The organism is Saccharomonospora saliphila YIM 90502, assembly GCF_000383795.1.
Taxonomy (GTDB): Bacteria; Actinomycetota; Actinomycetes; order Mycobacteriales; family Pseudonocardiaceae; genus Saccharomonospora; species Saccharomonospora saliphila.
Window position 1 is genome coordinate 65,132 of sequence record NZ_KB912660.1, and the last position, 4,412, is coordinate 69,543.

The 4,412-nt window shown below is 70.5% G+C and carries 2 protein-coding genes and 1 pseudogene; 2 read left to right on the forward strand and 1 reads right to left on the reverse strand.

The genetic code is table 11. The features are described from left to right. Positions 1-109 precede the first annotated feature (109 nt). Positions 110-412, forward strand: a pseudogene (locus tag SACSA_RS0110525) (PucR family transcriptional regulator); the annotation flags it as partial. A gap of 19 nt (positions 413-431) precedes the next feature. On the opposite strand, the gene betT reads toward SACSA_RS0110525, so the two are convergent. After that, complete coding sequence (betT, locus tag SACSA_RS0110530) at positions 432-2,552, reverse strand: choline BCCT transporter BetT (RefSeq protein WP_019815708.1); 2,121 nt, start codon at positions 2,550-2,552, stop codon at positions 432-434. 173 nt (positions 2,553-2,725) lie between these two features. On the opposite strand from betT, the gene SACSA_RS0110535 reads away from it, so the two are divergent. Then, a complete protein-coding gene (locus SACSA_RS0110535) occupies positions 2,726-4,195 on the forward strand; it encodes an aldehyde dehydrogenase family protein (protein WP_019815710.1) in 1,470 nt (489 codons plus the stop codon). Positions 4,196-4,412: the final 217 nt, after the last annotated feature.

A 4,412-nucleotide genomic window follows, 5' to 3' on the forward strand; every position in this document is an offset into this window, starting at 1 on the left:
CTCCGAGAGGCCTGCGAGGTCCACCCGGGCGCTCACCCGCACCGGCGTGCCGACCACCGGTGAGTCGTGGCCCTCCACAACCAGGTCCGTGGCCAGCACGCGCACCTGCGAGGAGTCGTGGGGCGAGATCCTGCTGCACCGGCTGCGCACGGCCGCACGGGCGGGGCGCACCCCGACCCGGGGCCCGATCGCCGACCTCGCCCGGCATGACGAGCGGCACCGCACCCCGTACGTGCCGACCCTGCGCGCGTGGCTGGAGGCACAGGGCGACCCGCGGGCGGCCGCGCGGGCACTGGAGGTGCATCCGAACACAGTGCGCTACCGGATGCGGCGGATGTGCGAGCTGACCAGGCTCGACCTCGACGACGCGGGGCAGCGCCTCGCGCTGCTCATCGCGCTCGCCGTGCGCTGACGGCGCCCGCCGCGGCGGGTCAGTCGTGTTCCTCCGGCGGTGCGTCGGTGTGCCGGGAGGCGTGGTCGGGCAGTACCTGGCCGGGTTCGACCTCGCGGTGCAGGCGCAGGAACTCCAGGTGCCGCTCGTACTGGTCCAGGATGTCGCCGATGAGCTGGTCGCGGGTGTAGCCGAGCACGTCGTAGCCCTGGCCGCCCTCGGGAAGGAACACCTCCATGCGCAGATAGGTGTCGTGCTCGGCGACCGAGCGGATGGCGAAGGCGGGGGTCTGGTTCTCGCGGGGCCGCAGCCGGTAGGCGAAGCCCTGCTCGGGACCCATCGGCACGCGTAGCGACAGGTGCGGGATGTCAACCCGGTCGTCGGGTTCCTCGGTCACCGTGGCGTCCAGTCCCTGCTCGCGCAGCTCCTCGGCGACCTCGGTCAGCGCGGGGCGGCACACGTCGTCGACGAACCGCCGCGCCGCCCGCCTGCCCGGGTAGCTCAGCATCCGCGTCACCCGATGTCGCCACGAGCCGGGCGCGTGGCCCCGTGTCAGCGCTCCGGTGCGTTCGGATAGCGACGACGGCAGGGTCGTGCGCAGGGCGTCGTCGCGGAAGCGTTCGATGCGCAACGCCCGGTACAGGCCCCAGATGATCGCGAACATGACGAACGAGAACGGCAGTCCCATGATGATCGTCGCGCTGGTGAGCGCGTCGACCCCGCCCACGAGCAGCATGGCCATGGTGAGCAAACCGGTGGCCAGCGCCCAGAAGATCCGCAGCCACGGCTTGGCGTCGGTGATCGGCGTGGGCAGCCGGGAGCTGAGGTTGGCCATCACCAGGGCGCCCGAGTCGGCGGAGGTGACGTACAACAGCAGGCCGACGAAGGTCGCCAGCCCCGCGCTGAAGGTGACTCCGGGATACTGGGCCAGCAGTCCGTAGAAGCCCTGTTCGGGGGTGTTCATGGCGGTCTCGCCGAACGCGGTGTTGCCCGCGCGGACGATGTTGAGCGCGCTGTTGCCGAGCACCGACAGGAACGTCAGCGTGAACAGGAACGGGATCACCAGGGTGGCGGCCACGAACTCGCGGATGGTGCGGCCCCGGGAGATCCGCGCCAGGAACAGGCCCACGAACGGCGCCCAGGCGATCCACCACGCCCAGAAGAACAGTGTCCAGTCGTTGAGCCAGCCGACCGGCTGGTCGTAGGCGAAGGTGTTGAGCGTCATCGCCGGGAACCGGCTGATGTAGTCGCCGATGTTGAGGATCAGGGCGTTGAGCAACTGGGCGGGGCCTTCGAGCACCAGCACCCAGCCCATCAGCAGGATCGCCAGCAGCACGTTGAGCTGGGAGAGCCTGCGGATTCCCCGGTCGACGCCGGCCACCGCCGACACCGTCGCCATGAGCACGGCGAGTGCGATGAGACCGAGCTGGGCGGCCACCCCCTCGGGGATGTCGAACAGGAACCGCAGCCCGTAGTTCAGTTGCACCACGCCGATGCCGAGTGAGACCGAGATGCCGAAGATCGTGCCGATGATCGCGGCCAGGTCCACCGCGTCACCGCCGCGCCCGTGGATACGCCTGCCGATCAGCGGGTACAGCGCCGAGCGGATCGCCAGCGGCAGCCGGTACCGGAAGGCGAAGTAGCCGAGCACCATGCCCATCAGCGCGTACATCGCCCAGCCGGTGATGCCGTAGTGGAACAGCGTCCACACCACGGCCTGGCGGGCCGCCTCCAGCGTCTCCGGGTCCCCGGCCGGGGGCGTGAGGTAGTGGGTCACCGGCCCGGCGACGGAGAAGAACATCAGGTCGATGCCGATGCCCGCGGCGAACAGCATGGAGGCCCAGGCGAACACACCGTAGTCGGGCGTCGAATGCTGTGGCCCGAGTTTGACCTTGCCGTAGCGGGACAGGGCCACGAAGAGCACGAAAACCAGGTACAGGGTGGCGGCGAGGAAGTAGTACCAGCCGAATCCGGAGGAGATCCACGACACCGCCGTGCCGATCGCGTTCGACGCGCCGTCGGGCGTGATGATGGCCCACAGTGAGAGCGCCACGATGAGCGTGGCGGACCCGAAGAACACCGCGCGTTTAAGCGTGCGGGTGGGCGGCTCCAGGGTGTCGGCCTGTTCGGGCCTGCCGCGCTCGGGGCCGGTGGTCGCCACGGCGCTCACCTCGTTCCGGTCAGGGGCGCGCCCCGGGTCGGCGTCCCCGGCCGGGGCACGGGCGCGTCGCTCGCGCTGTGCGGTGCGGCGTCTGCCTCTATCGTTCCCTTAGACGGTAGCGAGGTTGCTCCGAACGCGCTGACCACGCCGATCGGCGGGAGGGATCACCGCATATGTCCACTCTGTTCATCGACGGACGGTGGGTCGCCGCGTCGGCGGGAGGAACCCGCGAGGTGATCAATCCCTACGACCAGTCGGTCGTGCGCACCGTCGACGACGGCGACGCGCTCGACGCGCGCGCGGCCGTGGCCTCGGCGCGGGCGGCCTTCGACGGTGGCCACTGGTCCGGGTGGACGGCCCGGCGCCGCTCCGGCGTGCTGCACCGGGTGGCTGAGCTGCTGCAGCGCGACCGGGCCGAGATCGCGCGGCTGGAAACCCTCGACACCGGCAAGACCTTGGTCGAGGGTGGGATCGACGTCGACGACGTCACCGGTGTGTTCCGGTACTACGCCACCCAGGCCGAGTCCGACCCCGGCAGACTCGTGGACGCGGGTGATCCGTCGGTGCGCAGCCGTGTGCTCTACGAGCCGGTCGGGGTGTGCGCGCTGATCGCGCCGTGGAACTACCCGCTGCTCCAGATGTCGTGGAAGGTCGCTCCCGCGCTGGCCGCCGGGAACACGATGGTGCTCAAACCGAGTGAGACAACGCCTTTGACCACGGTCAAGCTGGTCGAGCTGGTCGAGGAGGCCGGTGTTCCGCCGGGCGTGGTGAACCTCGTGCTCGGCCCTGGTGGCACCGTGGGTTCGTTCCTGGTCGACTCACCCGAGGTCGACATGGTCTCGTTCACGGGAGGGCTTGAGACCGGGCGCGCGATCATGAGCGCGGCGTCGGCGACCGTGAAGAAGGTGGCGCTGGAGCTCGGCGGCAAGAACCCGAACATCGTCTTCGCCGACGCCGACTTCGAGGCGGCCATCGACTACGCGCTGCTCGCGGTCTTCTTCCACGCCGGGCAGGTGTGCTCGGCGGGCACCCGGCTGGTGGTGGCCGACGAACTGCACGACCGGTTCGTGACCGAGCTCGTGGCACGTGCCGAACGCATCCGGCTCGGCAACGGGCTCGACCCGGACACCGAGAGCGGCCCGTTGGTCTCCGCCGAGCACCGGGACAAGGTCGAGTCCTATGTGGAGGTCGGTCTCAACGAGGGCGCCCGGCTGCTGACCGGGGGACGCAGACCGGACGACGAGGCCCTGCGCGACGGGTTCTTCTTCCTGCCCACCGTGTTCGACGAGTGCAGCAGCGACATGCGGGTGGTGCAGGAGGAGACCTTCGGGCCGATCCTGACCGTGGAGCGGTTCACCGACACCGAGTCGGCCATCGCGCTCGGTAACGACACCACCTACGGGCTGGCCGCCGCGGTGTGGACCTCGGACGCGGACCGTGCCGAGCGTGTCGCGCGCGGCCTGCGGCACGGCACCGTGTGGATCAACGACTTCGGCCCGTATTTGCCGCAGGCGGAGTGGGGCGGATACAAACGCTCCGGCGTGGGAAGGGAGCTGGGGCACGCCGGACTCAGCGAGTATCAGGAGGCCAAGCACATCTACGAGAACACCGCCCCGGAACCGCAGCGCTGGTTCGCGCGGTGACCCCGCCCGCCGGAGGCGACCCGGGTGGGCCGGGAGGGGCGCGGAGTCCGGAGCGGAGGGCGCGGTGACCGAGTCGGACGGTGGCGGCGCCGCACGGTGACCGTGTCGTGACGCACCGGCACACCAGGTGCGGGGCGCGCGGCGACCGCGGTGCGGCGGTAGTGTTTCGGCGCAGACGCCGACAGACTGGCCGGCCGCGGCCACCGTTCGTGGCGTG